Here is a 19,217-nt window from a genome sequence, read left to right on the forward strand (position 1 = left end):
CTATTCCTCCTTAAATAATTTTCTTTGTGCAATTACAATGATGATTAATATCAATGCAAATACAACTGTTATGGCACTTGAATAGCCGATTTGACGATATCTTGTTCCCTGATCAAACATGTATAACAGGATACTGGCTGTACTGCCATCCGGTCCTCCATTCGTCAATACTAACGGTTCAATAATAATTTTAAATGTTCCTGTTGTTACAACAATGAGGACAAAAACGAGCTGCCCCTTTATACTGGGCAGTGTAATATATTTAAACTTTTGCCAACCATTTGCACCTTCTATATCCGCTGCTTCGTAAAGTGTTGTTGGAATATCCTGCAGTGCAGCCATTAGGATTAACATTTGGAAACTTATACCTTGCCAAAGAATAATAAAGGAAATTGTTGGGAGTGCCAGATCAGGATCGGTAAAAAAGCCTTGCTTGGAAAAGCCTAAATCAGCCAAGAAGACGTTAAAAATTCCTGCATTTGGATCTAGAATGTTTTTCCATAGTAAAGAAACAACGATAATGGATAATATATATGGTGAAAAGAATGCCGTTCTAAAAAAGGTATTCACTTTTGATTTTTTGGAAATTAAGATGGCCAAAAACAATGATAAAACGACTTGAAGAGGAACGATATAAATGGCATATTTGGCAGAGTTAAAAAAAGCGGAACGTGCATATTTGTCTTTTACTATTTCAATGTAATTATCAAATCCAATCCATGAGACATCATTTGGTTTCAGCAGGTAATAGTCTGTAAATGAATAGCCCACTGCAAGAATTAATGGATAGACGACAAACACAGCTATTAAAGCAAATGCTGGTAGTAAAAATAAAAATTTACTGCTAAAGAAGAAATTTAATACTCCGGATTTATTTATGTTTTTTCTTACTTTATCCATATAAAAAACCCCTTAATAATAGTAAGTATACGACTAGTCGTATACTTACTATTTATCTATCAAAATTATTTTTTCTTAAATCTTGAAGCTTCCCGTTCAGATTTATCTACTGCAGCCTGAACTAAATTCCCGACAGAATCTCTGTTTAAAGTAATCCCTTCCATAATATCTCCAAATACATCTTCAAGTACTGGGAAAATAGGTGATTTAGGTTTAAGATGTGCTGTTTGTACTAATTGATCTAACATTAGTTTTCTAGGATACTCACTATATAATTTTGAGGAAGCTAATAATTCTTTATGACCGGGAATTAGACCAGCAGCATCTTCCATTGCCTTGGCACTATCCTTATTTGTTAAGTGAGCCACTAGCTCCGCTGCAAGTTCAGGGTATTTTGTATGTTTCGTGGCAGCAACATACCAAGTGCCATGCGGTGCTGAGTTATGTCCCTTTTTCCCATATGGATATGGCATTAATGACCAATGCAAATTCGGATAATCTTTTTTAAGTGCGTCAATTAACCAAGGTCCTTCAAAACTTATTGCTGCTTTACCTGTAGCAAAAGCATTCTCCTTGGCAGTTGGTGAAACAATTCCTTCTCTAAATAGAGTATTGATAAAATTAAAAGCTTCTATCGTATTTTTACTATTTAAATAACCGTCTGTGTCTAAGCCATTTTTTCCAACTAATTGCGCATCATTGGAAAAAATGATTGGGGAGTGCGCATACATTTGCCATCCATTTTTGTCAGTGAACATATGCACTGGTGCTTGCCCCATGAACTTTTTAAGAATTCTAGTATTTTTCAAGAAGTCATCATAACTCCAAGCTAAATCTAATGTCCAATTTCCATTTTTATCTGCCGGAATCTCTATACCTGCAGCTTTAAATAAATCTACATTGTAGAATACAGGTGCTGATAATTCAAAGGATTGCAACGCATATAGATTATTTCCAACACTACCGGACTTTACGATTGTATCTAAATAAGAATTAATTACATCTTTTCCTAAATACTTATTTAAAGGTAAAAGAATATCGGAATCAACATATGATGCAGTGTGAACGCTTTCAAGAGTGATTACATCTGGTAAATCACCAGTTGTAATGGCAGCATTAAGTCTATCATTGTAACCACTTCCCTCACCCGTTTTTGCGATGTGTTCAACGGTTACCTTTACATTTTTATGTTGTTGTTCAAATTCTTTAGCCCTTAAATCATAATTTTTACCTTCTGGATCTTCTGCAGGAACATGTACCCATACTGTTAATTCTTTTGGCTTATCATTGCTTGATGAAACTGCACTTTTACTTGTAGAATCAGAACACGCAGTTAAACCCAATATAAGAGCTGGAATCATAAAAAAACTAGATAATTTTTTCAAACGTTTTCCCCCTCCTGTGTTTTGTGGAAATGTTTCCATAAAACTTTAAATTAATAGGGCTAAGCCCCTAATTTAAGATATGGAAACGCTTCCATCTTTACTTTTAATATAGTACAAATATCCATTTTTGTCAATCAGCATTTTATTACTTTTCTTTTTTGCTTACGATAATGTTGTATCACCCTGTAAAAAAACTACCGGGTGAATAGCAGGTTCGACAGGGATCCCATTTATTCTTTTAATGACTAATTCAACCAAACTTCTCCCCATTCGTTCAATTGGTTGTCTAATAGTTGAGAGTCTGGGTCTAAGTGCAGAATAGGTCTCTATTCCATCATATCCAATAATAGAAAGCTGTTCAGGTATATTTATATTAAGTTCAAGGGCAAGCTGTACGAATTTCAGTGCCATGACATCATTCTCCACAAATACCCCATTTACATCCTTATAATTTTTTAAAAAATTGGTTAAAAATGCAATTTCATCTTTAATGGGATCCTCTTCAATATAGAGAGTACATTGGGTTCCATTCTGTTTTGCTGCATCTTCAAAGCCTTTTCTTCTTTTTTCTACTTCCGTAATGATCGTTTTCGAAAAAGTTCCAATATAAGCGACATTTGTGCATCCGGTATCTTTCAACACTTGATAGGCTAATTGACCACCATCATAATTATCACTTGAAACATAAGGTATATTTTCTCCCATATGACGGTCCACTAAAACAATTGGCATAGAATTATTGATTTCATTTTCAATCGAATTATAGGTGATTCCAATAATACCTGATACTTTGTTTTGTTTGAGCATGTTGATATAGTTAAGTTCTTTTTCGATTTGTCCGTTAGAGTTACAAAGCATCATATTGTAACCATTTTTATTTAGCTCATCTTCAATATAAAAGGCAAGCTCTGAGAAAAACGGGTGATGTATTGAAGGTAAAAATAGTGCTACGATCTTACTATCTTGTGTCACAAATGCTCTTGCCGTTTCGTTTGGAACATATCCTAATTGTTCAATTGCTTTAAGTACCTTTTTTTTCGTTACTTCACTAACATATCCGGAATTATTGATTACGCGAGAAGCAGTTCCCAGCCCTACCCCTGCCAACTTTGCGACATCTTTTATGGTTGCCATGCTATCACCTCAGGTACAAGCATATCATATGTGGAAACGTTTCTCTATTTAATTTTATTAAGGATTTATTGGTACTTGACCATTGGTTTTTCTTGTAACTGGAATTTAAGTTTGGCGGGACTGCGGGGGAATCGCACCTAGCAGTGGCTATATGAGCCACTCATATAAAGTGCCAGGCACCATAAAAAGACAAATATGTTAAAATGTCTTTTTATGGTGCCTGGCACTAATATCTTAATGTACCAACTCCAATTCGATCAGCAAAAGATCAAAAAAATCATAATAAAGGTAGAAACCTTTTTTGTGTGAAGACGTCTACCTTTTTTTTCTTCTATTTTAATTATCTATTTAATTGTTTCTCTTTAATAGGCTTCGTTTCCTTGCTTACTTTGATGATTTCTCCGATAATACTGACTGCAATTTCTTGTGTTGTTTCCGAGCCAATTTCCAATCCGATGGGAGAATGAACCTGCTCCAACTGTTCTAGTGAAACGCCTTCACTTTTTAATTTTTCAAATATGGTTATGACCTTGCGCTTGCTGGCGACCATCCCAACATAGGCAATCGGAAATTGCAGTGCCGTTTTTAATACCATATCATCACGATCTTTTGTAACAATCACTACGTAAGACTTTTCATTTAGGTTAGCTGCAAGCATTGCCTTTCCAATATCCTCATTCACAAAAAGGTTGGTTGCATTCGGAAAGCGTTCCTTCGTACAATAACCCACCCGGTCATCTACAACGCAATATGGTATTTCCAGAAAATCGGCGAGCTTTGAGAGCGCATAGCCTAAATGACCGGCTCCGGCCAGAACAAGTTCAGGCCTGCTTGTATAGACTTCAATAAACACCCGCAACGTTCCGCCACAATTCATTTGAATTCCGTCTTTTGCATGTTTATTCAATTTGTATTCAACGATTTTCGATTGTCCCTTTTGAAGCGCCTGTACACTCTCTTCGATGATATAGTGTTCAGCCAATCCCCCGCCGACAGTCCCTTCAATCGTACCATCACGATAGACAATCATTTTTCCAACATGCCTGGGAGTCGAGCCTTTTGATTCAATAATCATGGCTAAAGCAAAGGTTTCGTTTTGACGCGTCAGCATGGCCACTTTTTCCATCAGCAGCATGAATCGCTCCCCCCTTTTTTAAACATTAAATCGGTTGATAGTGCGACGTGCTCAGAAAATAACGTAAAAGATTTAAGGCGACTGTTTTTCTGTATAAAGCAGTGGAGCGCTGATCGTCAATTGGCCGAATGATCTGATCGAAGGCTGCCACAACCTGAGCGATGTCTGCATCTGCTAATGGTATGGTATGCCCAAGCAACTTCTTCTCAATATCAATGGAACGAACCATCGTAGGTCCGACCGCTCCGAATGCAAAGCGAACATCATCGATTAGAGCACCATTTATCCTTATATAGCCTGCAAACGATACTTTGGCAATGGCATCTGCGTTGCGGTTGCCGACTTTCTCAAAAACGACATGAGAACCTTCTTCTACTATGGAGGGCAAGATAATTTCAGCCAAAATTTCATTATGATCCCGCCCGACCCTTCGTGGACCTTGAATAAAATTGCTAATCGCTACTACACGTTCACCATTAACAGAACGCAGCAAAAGCTTTGCGTTGTATACATATAATAATGGCAGTGTGTCACCAGCCGGAGAAGCGTTGCAAATATTTCCTCCCAATGTCCCTCTGTTTCGAATGGCCGGTGCCGCAATCGTTTTGATTGCGTCCTTTAATGGTAGTGGAATGAATGGATCTTCCAGTAATTCGCTATAGGTACAGCAGGCTCCGATGTGGAGATCCTTATGTTTTTGATACACCTGCTTTAGCTCAGAAAGATGATCAATAAAAACAATCGGTTTAGGGAATTTCGGTGGAACTCCCCTTCGACTTTTGTGAAGGACCATGACATCGGTGCCGCCGGCTATGATTGCACAGTCTTCTCTATTCAATTGGCTCAACGTTTGGTCTAAACGATCGAAGCGATAGGAGGTTATTTTCTCTGCCATAAGCCGTCCCCTTTTTTAGCTGCCTGATTTATCGCATCCACAATCATATTGTAGCCCGTACATCGGCACAGATTTCCGGAAATACCTTCACGAATTTCAGCCTCTGAAGGATGAGGATTGTTAGATAACAAAGCTGCACTTGCCATGACCATCCCGGGAATGCAGTAACCGCATTGCACTCCTCCGGCACTGGAATAGCACTCATCTAAAATCTTAAATTGTTCCGTTTCCATGATCCCTTCTATCGTTTGAATATCGGCTACCTCAATCGAGCCAATGGGAATCAGGCAGCTGTTTTGCAGTTGGTTATTCACAAACACACTGCAGGCTCCACATTCTCCTTCACCGCAGCCTTCCTTTGTTCCGATTAATTTAAACTCATCTCTTATTAAATCTAGTAATCTTACAGTGGCAGGGGCATCCGTTTCTACCGTTCTTCCATTAAGCGTAAATTTAATCATCCCTCTTCACCTTCTTTCATCCAAAGACTGTCAATAATGACTTCCGGTGTAATCGGAATTTGCTGAAAAGACGTTTGCAGTGCATCCTCGATCGCAGCTTGGACTGCTGGAGCGCCGCCGATTAACGTCAGTTCACCCGCGCCCTTCGCCCCGTATGGACCATCAGCATAGGGATTATCAAAGACACTGCTTGCAATTGGAACAACGTCCAATGAAGTCGGCGGTCCATAATCCGAGATGCTTTTTTGTTGGATCTTGCCTTGCTTTGACGTCATCTTTTCTAGATAACCGTACGCTAATCCTTGAGCTAAACCACCGTCAATTTGACCTTTCAAAATCCGTTCATCGATGACCTTCCCCACTTCATAATTGCCGTATACTTTTTCTAACTTTACAATCCCTGTTAACGTATCCACTTCTACTTCCACGATATTAACACCCCATGAATAAGCCGGGTAGGCATCGCCAGTGAAGGTCAACTCATTCCATGGAATCATTTCACGGTGAACATAATTCTCTATTACTTCCTGTTCCATCCCTGGTTGCCACTGAGCCTTCAGTTTTTTTGCAGCCCGTTCAAGCAATTTTCCCACAATCATCGTCGTCCTGGAGGCTACGGTCGGACCGGAGTCAGGAACCTCTTTTGTATCGGGATTAGGGTACAAAACTCTGTCAAACGGGAGGTCGAGTTCTTTGGCAACAATTTTACTCAGCGTCGTATAAATTCCTTGTCCCATATCAGAATTTGAGATTTTTAACATTACTTTGCCGTCCTTTGATTTAACCAGCTTCACCGTTGCTTTAATATGATCTCTTTCGCCACTGCCTGTAAAGCCACAACCGTGGAGGAATAGCGAAGTGCCTATGCCTTTTTTATAGCGCTGACTTTGTTGATTGAAACGTTGAATCTCCCCTTTTTTCGATTTGTATTGTGACGCGTTGAGTAAATCCTCAATCATATCTTCCATTAATATTGGGTCGCGGAATATACCTTTTGTGATGGTGGGGTCTCCTTGTCTGACGAGGTATTTTCGTTTATATTCAAGTGAGTCGATGTTTGCCAGTTTACTAAGATGTCCTATATGACTTTCGATTCCGGCAAAGCTTTGTGGAGCACCAAAGCCTCTGAAGGCTCCGTTCGGAACGGTATTGGTTTTTAAAACATAGCCTTTTGCATGAAAATGCGGAATTTTATAAACACCGGCACTGTTTATTAAGGCGCGCTGCAGCACGACAGAACTCAACCCCGCATTCGCTCCGCCATCAAGAAAAACGTCAACACACATGCTCAAAATATTTCCATCCTTATCAAGGGCCGTTCGATAGTTGAGTTTGGCCGGATGCCTTTTCGTCGTAACGACCATATCCTCAGAACGGTCAAACACGAGCATCACCGATTTTTTGACTGCTTTTGCAGCAACCGCTACGTGACACGCCATCATCGAAGGATAATCTTCTTTACCGCCAAAACCTCCGCCGGTAGGGCTTTGAACCACTCTGACTTCATCGTCGCCACAGGCTAAAGCGCTTAGCAACGCATTTTTTATATAATAAAGACATTGCATCGATCCCTGTACGACGATTTCATCATCCTTATAAATGCCGAGCATTCCTTGTGGCTCAAGGTAGACATGCTCCTGATAACCCGTATCATATTCTTCTTCGATTATTTTGTGGGCTCCCTGCTCGATTGCTGAAATGATCTCTAAGCTTTCCCCAAATTCATAGCTTGCCATTACCCCGGATGTGGATTTTTGTTTAATCGCTTCGTCCAAAGTATAGACAGCCTGATGCTCTTCCAATTCAACCTTCACATCATTGAGCAAACTATACAGGGTATCCAGGTCTTCTCCAACGAGCATAAGAATCGGCTCACCAATATAATTGACCCACTCATTGGCAAAAATGGGCTGATCTTCTTTGATAATTTTGACATAATTCGGGCCGGGGATATGCTCTGCTCCAACCGCTTCATAGCCTTCCGGAAGTTTTGGCAATTGAATGGATTTAATTTTTCCATAAGCGATTGGCGACCGAACCAAGACACCATAAACCATATTTTCCACTTTCACGTCACTAATATAGGGCAACTGGCCCGATACTTTACCTTTATGGTCCTTTTTGGGCACTGAGGTGCTTATCTCTTTGAGACTCATTGCTACAACACCCTTCGACTCATTTTTTTAATGGGGACATATTATTAATAGAAACCTCTTCCTACGATTTTATAAATAAGAAAGATATTTTATGAACAATTTTTTATGTTTGAACTGGTTGTTTTTAATTATATTTTTATTTGGGGAAACTTTAGCTATTTATGTAAGAATTTTTGACTATGTATTTTAATTTAACTTGTTTATTTCTGTCGAAGCTCGCGCTACGCGCTTCAATCAACCTGTAAAAAAATAACTACAATAAAAATGCAGCTTGATTCGACCTGGAAAGCTGATCGAATCAAGCTGCGTTGAAAACTATCGAGAAATTTACGTTTTATAATAATCCATGGCTTTTTGATAATCCTCCGGCGTATCAACATCCATTAATACACCCGGATCATCTACATTGATATATTTCTTTTCGAAACCGTTAAGGACCGCACGCAAATTACTTTTTGGATTGGTTTCAAGGATTTTCTGTTTTACTTCGCTTGATAATTTGATGGGGTGACCACCTTTATAATTGAAGCTGGGAATCACTACGTTCCCTTTTTGTTCTGCTAGTAGCTGAACGGTCTCTTTTTTAACAAGCGGACAATCTCCGGGTGTTATAAAGAAGGTTGGGGCATTTACTTCATTGCAGCCCTTTTGAATGGAACTAAACATTCCCTGGTTAAAGTTTTCATTATAAACAAACTTTAGCTGAAATGAATCGGTATTTTTACTGCTGATTTTTGCCATTTCCTCTTGGATGATTTCCGCTTGAAACCCAGCTACGATGATTACCCTTCTGCATAATCCTTCAAATTTAGATATCGTTTGCTCCAACACGGTCATTTGCCCTAATGGCAACGTCATTTTAAATGCATTCGCTCGGCTGGAATATCCTGCTGCTAAGATGATTGCTTCCAAGTTAGTCACCTCCAAGGGTAGATCTTGTCTGCCTTTTACTAATAAGAATACTATTTTACAAATTAAAAATGATGATATAATACAAAAAAAAATGAAAAAGTACAAAAAAACAACTCAAAACCTAAAAGCATTACTCATGTGGCTTGATCGTATATATAATTATCAAATCGATGCCGGCGAACACTACATTGATGAGTCCTGCGAAAAGATTCCCGAACCTTCATAGATTTATTTCCCAAATATAGATCTGCAGAAAGGGATGAGAAAATGATTATTCGTGAACGTGAGCATAGCTTTATTATGATCACTCAACATGATCATGCCAAAATATCAGGGGGAATTGCCCAAAATTGGAAAGATGAATATTTTTTAGGATTGGAAAGAAAAGAAGAAGTGGTTCTTGGCATTTATGAACATGATCGAGCATGGATCGAACCGGATGCCGCTCCTTTATGGAATAGCAACCAGGAAAAACCGTACTCCTTTGTGGATTTTCCCCTTGATTTAAAGGTGGCTTCTTACAAAAAGGGAATCGATGAAGTAGAAAAAATGAGCCACTATGCATGTCTTCTTTGCAGTTCACATTATGCTTCCTTTCTTCAATACGAAGAGAATCCAGTCGGAACGAAATTTGTGGAGGAAGAAATCACAAGAAGGCTGCACCTGTTAAAACAGTGTGGGATATTAGGTAAGATGGGGAAGGAAAAGCAGTTACTGTATCATCAAAGCATATTAAAATTCTGTGACAACCTCTCCCTCTATATTTGCTTAAACGAACCGGGAGTTAAAAAAGAAAAAGAGCATCGCTGGTATCAGGACGGCATCTCCCCCTCATTCACATTTGCCAATCATAAACCAATCCAGGTACAATGGGCTGATCAAGAAACGGTCTCGCTCTCAGTATCTCCTTTGGAGAAAGAAGTCCATGTGCAGTTACGATTTAAGGAAGTTAAAAAAGAGGATATAAAGGCGAACGGGCTAATATCAGCCTATACAAAAACTCCCTGTTCCCATCTAAATGCTACGATTAAATAAAACTAATAGAAGATAGGAAAAAGCGGGTGAACAGGTCTGTTGACATAAGGTTTGTCAACGGATCTATCCCCGCTTATTTATCATTTACTCTTTTTCTTCTCATCCATTGTGTTGCCGCCCACTTATCCCCAAGGATCACTGGTGCACCACCATGTAAAGTTAACTCGTTTAGAGTATGATTATTATAGAAATATTCGAAATAAACCGCCATACCCTTTTGTGGAGAGACTGAAAAATTAAGTTTTGGAAAATAAGTTTCTCCTCCATGCTCTACATCATTTAGGTACATGACGAGTGTGCTAATTCTGGGATTGTTAACTGCATTATTTGAAGGTGAAAAAAAATCAACATGAGCTTTATACTCTTGACCAATTTGATAATGAAGGACTTGAAGCCCTTCTCCATGTTCTACAGGGATATTCATGATAGAGGATATTCTTTTTTCAATTCTAGCAACAAGATCATTTTCGCCTTCTTGAAAAAACGTACTGCTACTTGTCCTGAGTTCATTTACTTCACGTGTATCCCCAATTTTTGAACGCTGAAGTCTATCTTTTGACAACGTAATTAATGCATCACACTCTTCATCACTTAAAACATTTCCTAAAACTACGATTAGTGGTTCTTCTAATCTAGCAATGATGTTAATTTCTCTATCTTCTGTTTTAATTTTATTTCCATTGTGATTAAAAATAGTTTGTTCTTTACTAGTTAATTCTTTAGCATCCATTGTCCACTTCAACCCTTTAATTATTTTAATCTTCAAAATAATTATATGAGGAGTCTATTGCTGAAAGTACCTTGAATTCGTGCATGAGCTTTGTTAGGGATGTTGGCAAAAAGCGTCTGGAGGACGCAATTCAGAAAATTGATCTTCCTGTTGAAGTAGTGTATCGCTGCTGCTTCGGCACTCAGGAGAGAATTGGAGCCTTTCCACTTGGTTTTTTACAACCGAAAACGCTGAACAAACAAAAAACAGTAGACTAATTCCGTTTTTCGGATTGGTCAACTGTTTTTCCTTAAATATTTTCAATCTCTATATTTTTAGAACAGTTATATTTTTACTTAAATACGCCCAATTCTGTGGTGCCGGCAAACTGATTTGCCAAAAAGTTGTCCCAACTAATTTGTAAATATCAATAAGATAATACTTTTCAATATAGCTTCGAATGTCTTCAAACCAGACAATATGCTGGTTTGTGCCGCTCCAATAACGATACCATGGTGATTTAGCTGTATTATCAAATTGAATCGGTGCTCCCTTTACTATTGCTTGATTTTGTACAGCGAGCACTGATAATGCCTGAGTTTCATTCGTCGTGACCACTTTATCATATCCATACAACGCCATAGCCATTAACAGTTTTTGTCGATTAACTTGAGTTAGCGCGTAGTTAATCACTTGTTCTACCCAGCCAATTGGTGAGATCGGATCGGGCGGGCCACCCGGATAGCCATAATCGATCGTCATTACCGCCATAAGATCAACCGCATTTCCAATTGCCGTATAATCATAAGCCCCGACAATCCGATTCGTCGGTAAATCAGCTGCTTTGGCGTGAACGTTAACATGTAATAGGAGTCCGCCTAATTGTTCCTTTAATTTTTCTAAGAACAAACTAAAATCGTTACGGTTTGCCGGAGGAATAAATTCAAGGTCAAGGCTTACACCGCCAAACCCTCCCTGTGTCGTCAGATTGACGATGCTTGCTACTAAATTCTCTTGATAGGTTGAATTTCCCAGAACCTTTCCTGCCAGCTCAGAACTAAACCCTTCGGTCGTAAAGTTTCGGATCATTAATAATGGTGTAATGTTTACTTGTTTGCACTTCGTAATAATGGCGGAATCATCTATTACTCTAAAAGCGTAACCCTTATCAGTAAATGAATAATTTACGATCGCTAAATAGGTTAACTGACTGGATAATGAATCTATTATAGAAAGTGTTGTCGTCTCTTCTGAAGGAACAATAAACCCGAGAGTCGTAATTTCCAACTTAATGGATGATGGAATGTAAATGACCTGGCCAATACGAAGGTGATTGATATCTATTCCCGGATTAGCAGCACTTATCAAGGAAAGATTAGAGTTAAATTGTTGGGCTAATTTCCAAACGTGATCACCCGTTTTTATCCGATAAGCACGGATTGGCAGCGAATTGTCTGGAATATAAAGGGCAAGACCAGGAACAATTGCTGTGGTAGATGATAACCCGTTTACACTAACAATTGAATGAATTGAAACATTATACAGCTTGGATATAGACCACAGATTTTCACCAGTACCAACGACATGAACAGCCATCCCATCACCCCTTTCATAAACATCTTATTGGCTAGTGGTGATAATATTCTTTAGAATGTGAAGTGTATGAAACCAAATCTATTGAAAGAGGGATTGAATATGAGTGAAATCAGAAATATTTATTGTGTTGGCCGAAATTATCTAGCTCATGCAAAAGAATTAAACAATGAGGTTCCAACTACCCCTTTTCTACTTTCGAAGCCTACTCATGCCCTTCCAGAAGGCGTTGGACAGGTTTTTGACGGAGATCATTTGTCATTAAAATGGGATAACAACATTTTTGGTGATTGTTTTATTAAATTGTCTTAATTCAGTTTTATATTTTTTTACTAATCGGCATTAGCTTTAACAGAGCCTTTTGTTTAAATCAAAATAAACTAAAGCACGGTTAATCTAATACCACTACTCCGACCACATCCTCGAAATGAATCCGATCAAATTCACCAGGTCTACCTTCCATTCTCAGCTGGTGCGTAATCGGATCAACGTAGTGAATATGGCCTGTAATTTCATACGTAAAACCATCTTCCCAGACCGTTATCTTTACCGGAAGATGGTACTCCATCGCATAACATATCCGCTGATCAAACTCTTCGAATTCATAAACATCAATTAACGGTTTAGGTTGGCGCTCCTGATCCTTCCAATAATCCCGTATCATCTTTATTTGCTCCGGCATTCCAAAGGCGAACTGCCACTTCTTCATGCCTCGATCACGATTTGCCATAACGATCACCTCGTTATTATTATACACGAACAAATGTTCTGTATGAGTAAAAATATAAAAGAGCGACTTTTTTTAGCCACTCTGATAAACAAATACAACCTGACCGGGTGAATCTTACGATTATTTCTCATTGGTTGCTTTTAACCATTGCTAAAGGCTTCTTTCATCTTATACCAGTTGTGTTCTATTCGCATAAGAACTCCGATAAAAGTTTATACCAATTACACAATAATAGTGTAGATAAAGATCATTAAAAGATATTCCAAAACGGTCTTCATAAAGAAAATACAGTATAAAAAGCATTTTTCTACAAAAAAACCCTATTGTATTAAATTACTTACCAATTTATAGTAATACATATATATGTAAAAATCACCTATAAACTTTCTATAACAGTATTTGAATCGAATTTAAAATAATAATAAATCTATGTTTTAGGTCGTGATAAAAATGAAAAAAGAGGTTCCTGTTAAACTGACACAGGATTTTTATCATCATGATCAATTAATACAATTGGTTCAAGAAGCAAATCGATTCAATAGTTATATCCTCTTTAAATACAAAAATCTTCAAATAAATGTAAAAAGTTCTCTCAGTATTAGGATATTAATGATTTCAAAAGGAGAAAAGCTGAATATTTATGCGGAGGGTAATGATGCTGAACAAGCAATAGATCACATAACTTCTTTATTGGCTTTAAAAAGAATATAATCTCAGGCGAATTCTATGCCTCTATAACTTACGAGTCTACTAATTGATGTAAATTAAAAATGATATATTTGGGTACATGTAGGAACCAGTAGATGTATTAGGGAAAAGGTAGTTTACGTTAAGGAGGTTGATTGAGTTGGGAGAATTTCTAGATTTTTCATATCAGGATTTTAGGTACAAACTTTATGTTCCGAGTGAATATCAAGCAGAAAAAGAGACTCCTTTGATGGTGATGCTTCATGGATGTCAACAAAATCCGGATGATTTTGCTGCTGGAACAAATATGAACGAGCTTGCTGAAAAGGAAAACTTTCTCGTCCTCTATCCTGATATGAATCACCTGTTGAATCCTTTGAATCCGGCTGGTTATAACCCTTTTGGCTGCTGGAACTGGTTTTTAGATAAAAATCAGCACCGTGGAGAGGGACATCCCAAGTTAATTAATGCGATCATTAATGAAGTTAAAAGTAAGCACCGCATTGATTCAAGAAAGGTGTATGCAGCTGGCTTATCTGCAGGTGCGGCACTTGCTTGCATTCTTGGAGTTACTTATCCAGATGTATTCAGTGGTATCGGAGTGTGTTCGGGACTTCCCTATGATGCTGCTAATGTATTTTTTCTAACTGATCCAATGGCTAAAGCAGCTAAAGAAAGCATGCAAAAAGGCGTTTCGGACCCCTATGCATGCGGTAATAGCGCCTTTCAGGAAATGGGAAAGTTCAAGAAGAAAATGCCTGTCATTGTTTTCCATGGTATCTGCGATACAATTGTACATCCCATAAATGGACAGCAAGTGATCATTCAGTGGGCCCAAACTAATTTTCTTATAGAAGGTGGTACAGGAAGAGCTGATATTACACCTCTCCAGGTAAAATCAGATCTTATCAACGGAAAAAGTTGTACTCAATCTGTATACAGTGATGGGGACGGTGAACGTTTAATGGAACTTTGGATAATCGATCAAATGGGACACGCATGGCCTGGTGGGAGTTCGAATGGATCACATACAGATCCATTAGGCCCAAATGCAACAGAAATTATCTGGAATTTCTTAACCAAACATCATCAGCGCCCTGTTGAAAATCTTGAAAATCTGGTCGAAACACCTAAAAAGAACTTTTTTCGTGGACTTATAGCGAAGCTTTTCAAAAGAATAAAACTATTCATCATATAATCTGTGTCAATGAATAAGCCGATATAACCTTTTAACGTGATAATTCGAACTTCTCATTGATTTTTTCCATTAGGTCCCGTATCAACCTAACGTCCGCCACAACATCCACACCATCAGTGAAGGAATTCATCCTTTTAATATGAAAATCTTCCTATTTTCATCATTAGTTTTTTCACGATTGAATGGTCAGCAGCATTCTGACTGAGAACCACTCTATATCAGTCGAAATAGTACGCCCCAATGGTTTGGCATTTTCATAAAAGTTCCCAAAATACATAAAAAAGCCACAATTTGAACAATTTAAATAAAAAGAGCAAGTCTTGACACCTTCACAGAAATTTTACAACTATGACTTGCTCTTTTTATGTTTCAAGGCATAATATGGATTAAATCACCTTCAACCAACATGCTTCTAAAAGACACCTAATGAGTGTCTTTTAATATGGAATGATATGGTTCATTCTCCTCTTATTAACAAAAGAAATTGTTATTATCATTAACTTTCTAAGTGACCCCCTTAGAAAATCATTCCTACATGCAAAGGACTACCAATGGAAGTCCTTTGCATTTTTTTGTCCAAAAAATTGGAAATATCTAGAAAATAAGATGGTGGGGAAGGAAATTGTCGAACATTCAGTTTTATAGAATGCCGTAAAGTCTTGATTTAATGAGTGTAATTCAAATGAAATATTCCTATTATTTATTTGACAAATGATGATGTTATACTTTTGAAAAACAGAACAAATTTCGCATGAAATTTACGGTTCGATGCTAATTCAGCTAGAATACATAAAAGAATGTTAAATAATATTAAATATTATCTTTATAAGATTAGTAGTTTGGCAAGGAGAAAGCAGGGGAAATTTTTGAAAAAGAAGCTTACAATTTTAAGTACGACCATCATGCTAGGCTTAGGTGGCGCAATTTCAATTCCAACGGTAAAAGCTGATACTCAACAAAGTACTTCTCAAGCCGATTTAAATATTTCACAAGCTAAAGTCGGACTTGCTGCTGTTAAACAACAAATGGATCGTGTTAATCAGGCTATTACTGAAAATAATAACAAAATAGCTGCCTCAGAGAAGGAAATAAGTGATAAAAGTAATGAAGCCAACCAGCTTCAGACACAAATTTCCGCTCTTCAAGTAAAAATTGAACAACGAAATGATGTGTTAAAAAAGAGGGCTCGGTCCATACAAGAGACTGGCGGCAATATCAGTTATATTGATGTCTTATTGGGTGCTTCTAGCTTTAGAGATTTTGTTGACCGGGTTGGGGCTGTCGCACAGTTGGTAGAAGCTGATAATAACCTGTTAACCCAACAGGAAACAGATAAACAAGCTTTAGAACAAAAACAGGCATCTGTGCAAAAAGTGCTTGCAGATCTTACTTCGTTGAAAGCAAATTTGGATGGAATGAAGGCAGTGCTTGCTGACCAAAAAGCCCAACAGGAGGCTAAACAGGCAACTCTTCAACAACAGCAACAGGATGGCTATAATCAGCTAGCAAATTTGATGGATCAAGAACAACATTCTGCAGCTGCAGCTTTAAGTTCGTCTACAAGCACTCCATCAAGCGGCAGTATCAGCACTGTAATTCAAGCAGGGTATAAATATATTGGCAGATCTGTCTACGTGTTTGGCGGAGGTAGAACAGCATCCGATATTGCAAACGGCATGTTCGATTGTTCTGGCTTTGTGCATTGGGCTTACTCTCAAGCAGGTATAAATTTAGGTTGGAATACAGGCGCAATGCTTGGAGATGGAGTACGTGTACCTGCAAGTCAAATGAGGCCTGGTGACCTTGTGTTCTTTGATACTTATGCATCAAATAGCCATGTCGGCATTTATATTGGCGGAGGAAACTTCATTGGTTCACAAAGCTCGACAGGTGTAGCAGTTGCAAGCTTGTCCAATGTATATTGGTCGCAGCATTTCAAAGGCGTGGTAGTACGAGTTATAAATTAATAGCTAAACAATTAAAGGACCGAATCTCGGTCCTTTTGTTATCATACTATGACAGTCATGACATACCCAATATGAATAAATTAATCTCTCATTCTGTTTTAATGATCTATGGTACATCCATTAAATCCCCAATTCGAAACATAGCCCTTCCTGCTCCAAATAGTTATTTTACTCCTTTTGGCTAGACTTTCATCTTCCCTATAGATTGTCAGATATTTAAATGGAGGATTGATAATATACGCTACTCGTGCAAGCCCTTCTTTTAACAGCATTTCTTGAACAGATTTTCCATCAACAAATACATAGGCAAGCAACCTGCCGTAGGAATCCCTAACAATTTAGAGCGCTTTTTTTAGGATCAATCAAAATATTAAAATATGGAAAGTCGTACATACATCATTGACAACTGTATTTGGCAGTTAAAATGCTGTTTATGGTGGAATGTTTTTTTGCTCCGTCAGAGAACATGAAAATCAAAATAAAAACGATTACTAGTTGTGATTTTTTCTCTTATTGCTTTTTAATAGGAATGACCACTGCAAATAAACTTTCGGCTGGATCAGATACATTGAATTCAATAATTTTATATCCATCGCCTCCATTTTTGCATTCGTTTTTCCTTGATGTTATTAATTGAGAGTTATTCATTGTTCTTTCTTCCTTCCTAACGAACTTCACAAAAGTAACTATATGACGGATGTTAAAATATGTGCCCGGGCATTTTTTAAAAGTAATCATATATTAAGATTTTAGGTTGGAAAACCAACAAAAAACGACCGGCAACTTGTCGACAGCCCGAAAATATAAGTTGATAGTTCTTTAGTCTTTCTAGGACCCCATTCAGATATCGTTAAATCGACCCCATAATCTTTACAAGCTCTTTTTCAAAATCAGCTGGTTCGTTTGCATAGTTATAGATTCCCAAAAACTTCTCGATTGCTGAAGGATGGACACTGATGAGCTTGTTTACCACATCTTGTTGTTCTGTGATTGGTTCATTCTTGGATAGCTCGCAGCCCATATAGAAACGAACCATAAACTCGGCTTCCATCGATTTTTGATAGTCCTCAGCCATTTTTTCTTGGTTGGTTTGACCATCATTTTTGATTAAGATATCTGCCAATATCTGAGCTCCCCTGATCGCATCATGGATCCCCTGGGCCATGGCAGGGTCCTTAAAGCAAAGTGCATCCCCTACCAAAGCCCAGCCTTTGTCCATCCCCTGGTACCAGTAATTATCATAGCCGATCAGTCCTTTGATTGGTTCAGCCAGTTTCGCATCCTTTAAACGCGCCCCTATCGTGGTGTTTGGAAAATCTACGGTTAAAAGTTGACGCAAACTGGTTTCAGGGTTTTCTTTGAAGCTGGCTAGTAAACTCTTATTTTCTAATGGGAAATTCGCAACCACGACATATAAATCATCATTCGTTGGAAAAAGAATCGCCATCGTATCCTTTCTTTTATACACCTCAAATTTCGGAGCAGAATCCTGAGGAAAACCGGCGAAGTACCCGAAATAGACCGCCACAGTGGAAGGGCTGCTGATTTTGAGTCGACTATTTACTAGTTTACGAATTGTCGAGTTTCTTCCGTCTGCCCCGACTACCAGTCGAGCAAGAAACTCATGTTCCCTTTTATTTCCATCTTCCCCTCTCACTCCCGCCACGGTTTCACCATCATAAACCACATCTGTGACACGAAATCCCTCTATTACGGTAATATTTTTATAGGATTTTGCCTGTTTAAGAAGTATATGATCAAGATAAGTTCTTCTAATGCAATATCCCGTATCCTCACCAACGACCACTGGAATGGGACCTTCAATCACTGTATCCTCAAACTGAAATTTGATTGTGCGAACAGGTGTAACATTTGTCTCAAGTAATTGATCCATAACACCGATTTCCCGAAGTAGGGCCACTGTGTTATTGAAAAACGTATTAGTCGATAACGTGTCGCATGGAAATATTGCCCGGTCCACGAGCAGTACTTGAAAACCTGCTTTGGCAAGATAAATCGCCAAACTTGACCCGGCACACCGCGCTCCTGTAATAATCACATCATACCTCTTATTCATGGCAATCATCACTCCATTTTTCATTATTAAGTAGTGCTTAAGATGTCCCTATACAAAATATGAAAATACAAACATTTTATTCTTAATCCTTATGCCACCACAAACCATGCAAAAAAGGGTCTTATCGTTTGGTTAAACGATAAGACCCTGATCATGCACTTCTCTAATAAAGATATTAAGATTAATCAATACGTTTATCCTAGTCAAGTTCCAAGTTCCAGAGGGACAGGCTTCTACTCATTT

The 19,217-nt window shown here is 38.1% G+C and carries 17 protein-coding genes and 2 pseudogenes; 5 read left to right on the forward strand and 14 right to left on the reverse strand.

Annotated elements, in window-relative coordinates; genetic code table 11:
• The 8 genes from AC3ANV_RS16440 to AC3ANV_RS16475 form a co-directional block, all read right to left on the reverse strand.
• Positions 1 to 900 carry a carbohydrate ABC transporter permease gene (locus AC3ANV_RS16440; RefSeq protein WP_488309767.1) on the reverse strand — a complete coding sequence of 300 codons (900 nt, stop codon included), beginning with the start codon at positions 898 to 900 and terminating at the stop codon, positions 1 to 3.
• A gap of 65 nt (positions 901 to 965) precedes the next feature.
• Positions 966 to 2,285 carry an ABC transporter substrate-binding protein gene (locus AC3ANV_RS16445; protein WP_488309768.1) on the reverse strand — a complete coding sequence of 440 codons (1,320 nt, stop codon included), beginning with the start codon at positions 2,283 to 2,285 and terminating at the stop codon, positions 966 to 968.
• 162 nt (positions 2,286 to 2,447) lie between these two features.
• Positions 2,448 to 3,419: a LacI family DNA-binding transcriptional regulator gene (locus AC3ANV_RS16450; protein ID WP_488309769.1), complete on the reverse strand. Its 972-nt coding sequence runs from the start codon at positions 3,417 to 3,419 to the stop codon at positions 2,448 to 2,450.
• Positions 3,420 to 3,759: 340 nt separating this feature from the next.
• A complete protein-coding gene (locus AC3ANV_RS16455) occupies positions 3,760 to 4,554 on the reverse strand; it encodes an XdhC family protein (RefSeq protein ID WP_488309770.1) in 795 nt (264 codons plus the stop codon).
• Positions 4,555 to 4,579: 25 nt separating this feature from the next.
• Positions 4,580 to 5,449: an FAD binding domain-containing protein gene (locus tag AC3ANV_RS16460; RefSeq protein WP_488309771.1), complete on the reverse strand. Its 870-nt coding sequence runs from the start codon at positions 5,447 to 5,449 to the stop codon at positions 4,580 to 4,582.
• Entirely contained in the window at positions 5,434 to 5,910 is a 477-nt protein-coding gene (locus tag AC3ANV_RS16465) for a (2Fe-2S)-binding protein (RefSeq protein ID WP_488309772.1), read from the reverse strand. Before AC3ANV_RS16465 ends, AC3ANV_RS16460 begins: the two co-directional genes overlap by 16 nt.
• On the reverse strand, positions 5,907 to 8,066 hold the full coding sequence (locus AC3ANV_RS16470) for a xanthine dehydrogenase family protein molybdopterin-binding subunit (RefSeq protein ID WP_488309773.1): 2,160 nt from the start codon (positions 8,064 to 8,066) through the stop codon (positions 5,907 to 5,909). The genes AC3ANV_RS16465 and AC3ANV_RS16470 overlap by 4 nt, the downstream gene beginning before the upstream one ends.
• A 327-nt stretch (positions 8,067 to 8,393) precedes the next feature.
• Positions 8,394 to 8,978 (reverse strand): nucleotidyltransferase family protein, encoded by a 585-nt coding sequence (locus AC3ANV_RS16475; protein ID WP_488309774.1) that lies wholly within the window; start codon positions 8,976 to 8,978, stop codon positions 8,394 to 8,396.
• A gap of 267 nt (positions 8,979 to 9,245) precedes the next feature.
• Here AC3ANV_RS16475 and AC3ANV_RS16480 point away from each other — a divergent pair, with 267 nt between their 5' ends.
• Positions 9,246 to 10,013 (forward strand): DUF3891 family protein, encoded by a 768-nt coding sequence (locus AC3ANV_RS16480; RefSeq protein WP_488309775.1) that lies wholly within the window; start codon positions 9,246 to 9,248, stop codon positions 10,011 to 10,013.
• 73 nt (positions 10,014 to 10,086) lie between these two features.
• Here the strand turns inward: AC3ANV_RS16480 and AC3ANV_RS16485 are convergent, their stop codons facing one another.
• Entirely contained in the window at positions 10,087 to 10,743 is a 657-nt protein-coding gene (locus AC3ANV_RS16485) for a 2OG-Fe(II) oxygenase (RefSeq protein ID WP_488309776.1), read from the reverse strand.
• A 306-nt stretch (positions 10,744 to 11,049) separates the two neighbouring features.
• On the reverse strand, positions 11,050 to 12,318 hold the full coding sequence (locus tag AC3ANV_RS16490; protein WP_488309777.1) for a glycosyl hydrolase family 18 protein: 1,269 nt from the start codon (positions 12,316 to 12,318) through the stop codon (positions 11,050 to 11,052).
• 99 nt (positions 12,319 to 12,417) lie between these two features.
• Here AC3ANV_RS16490 and AC3ANV_RS16495 point away from each other — a divergent pair.
• Positions 12,418 to 12,552, forward strand: a pseudogene (locus tag AC3ANV_RS16495) (fumarylacetoacetate hydrolase family protein); the annotation flags it as partial.
• A 154-nt stretch (positions 12,553 to 12,706) separates the two neighbouring features.
• Here AC3ANV_RS16495 and AC3ANV_RS16500 read toward each other — a convergent pair.
• Complete coding sequence (locus tag AC3ANV_RS16500; protein WP_488309778.1) at positions 12,707 to 13,045, reverse strand: YolD-like family protein; 339 nt, start codon at positions 13,043 to 13,045, stop codon at positions 12,707 to 12,709.
• 450 nt (positions 13,046 to 13,495) lie between these two features.
• Here AC3ANV_RS16500 and AC3ANV_RS16505 point away from each other — a divergent pair, with 450 nt between their 5' ends.
• The 3 genes from AC3ANV_RS16505 to AC3ANV_RS16515 all read left to right on the forward strand — a co-directional run bounded on the left by AC3ANV_RS16505 (position 13,496) and on the right by AC3ANV_RS16515 (position 16,897).
• Positions 13,496 to 13,756: an HPr family phosphocarrier protein gene (locus AC3ANV_RS16505; RefSeq protein WP_488309779.1), complete on the forward strand. Its 261-nt coding sequence runs from the start codon at positions 13,496 to 13,498 to the stop codon at positions 13,754 to 13,756.
• A 136-nt stretch (positions 13,757 to 13,892) separates the two neighbouring features.
• Positions 13,893 to 14,930 (forward strand): extracellular catalytic domain type 1 short-chain-length polyhydroxyalkanoate depolymerase, encoded by a 1,038-nt coding sequence (locus AC3ANV_RS16510; RefSeq protein WP_488309780.1) that lies wholly within the window; start codon positions 13,893 to 13,895, stop codon positions 14,928 to 14,930.
• An 839-nt stretch (positions 14,931 to 15,769) separates the two neighbouring features.
• The gene (locus AC3ANV_RS16515; protein ID WP_488309781.1) at positions 15,770 to 16,897 is read left to right on the forward strand and encodes a coiled-coil domain-containing protein; all 1,128 of its coding nucleotides are present in this window, start codon (positions 15,770 to 15,772) and stop codon (positions 16,895 to 16,897) included.
• A gap of 98 nt (positions 16,898 to 16,995) precedes the next feature.
• Here the strand turns inward: AC3ANV_RS16515 and AC3ANV_RS16520 are convergent.
• From AC3ANV_RS16520 to AC3ANV_RS16530, 3 genes and pseudogenes are all read right to left on the reverse strand, one after another.
• A pseudogene (locus tag AC3ANV_RS16520) lies at positions 16,996 to 17,229 on the reverse strand (thermonuclease family protein); the annotation flags it as partial.
• Between the two features lie 178 nt (positions 17,230 to 17,407).
• Positions 17,408 to 17,545: a hypothetical protein gene (locus AC3ANV_RS16525; protein WP_488309782.1), complete on the reverse strand. Its 138-nt coding sequence runs from the start codon at positions 17,543 to 17,545 to the stop codon at positions 17,408 to 17,410.
• Between the two features lie 202 nt (positions 17,546 to 17,747).
• Positions 17,748 to 18,974 carry an NAD(P)/FAD-dependent oxidoreductase gene (locus AC3ANV_RS16530; protein ID WP_488309783.1) on the reverse strand — a complete coding sequence of 409 codons (1,227 nt, stop codon included), beginning with the start codon at positions 18,972 to 18,974 and terminating at the stop codon, positions 17,748 to 17,750.
• Between the last annotated feature and the right edge of the window lie 243 nt (positions 18,975 to 19,217).

This window comes from Neobacillus sp. DFD-2R (assembly GCF_057747865.1).